Annotated in this window: 1 protein-coding gene; it reads right to left on the bottom strand. The window is 67.9% G+C overall.

Annotation, left to right across the window (positions count from 1 at the left end):
* Positions 1–234: FGGY-family carbohydrate kinase (locus OC490_RS49740; protein ID WP_262064584.1), on the bottom strand; the 234-nt coding region annotated here is incomplete at both ends.

Raw genomic sequence — 234 nt, 5'->3', positions numbered from 1 at the left:
GCATCAGCAGCGGGTTCTTCATCAGCCCGCCCGCGACGATCAGTTCACGCACCGGGACACCGGACGTCTCGAACGCCTCGATGATGGTGCGGGTACCGAAAGCGGTGGCTTCCAGCAGGGCGCGGTAGACGTCCTCGGGGCGGGTCGACAGCGTCAGCCCGATGACGGCACCGCTCAGATCGTGGTCGACGAGGACGCTGCGGTTGCCGCTGTGCCAGTCCAGGGCGAGCAGCC

It is taken from the genome of Streptomyces sp. STR69, from assembly GCF_024519455.1.
GTDB lineage: Bacteria > Actinomycetota > Actinomycetes > Streptomycetales > Streptomycetaceae > Streptomyces.
The sequence above is the reverse complement of the archived record's forward strand: the minus strand, read 5'-3'. Positions and strand labels throughout refer to the sequence as shown.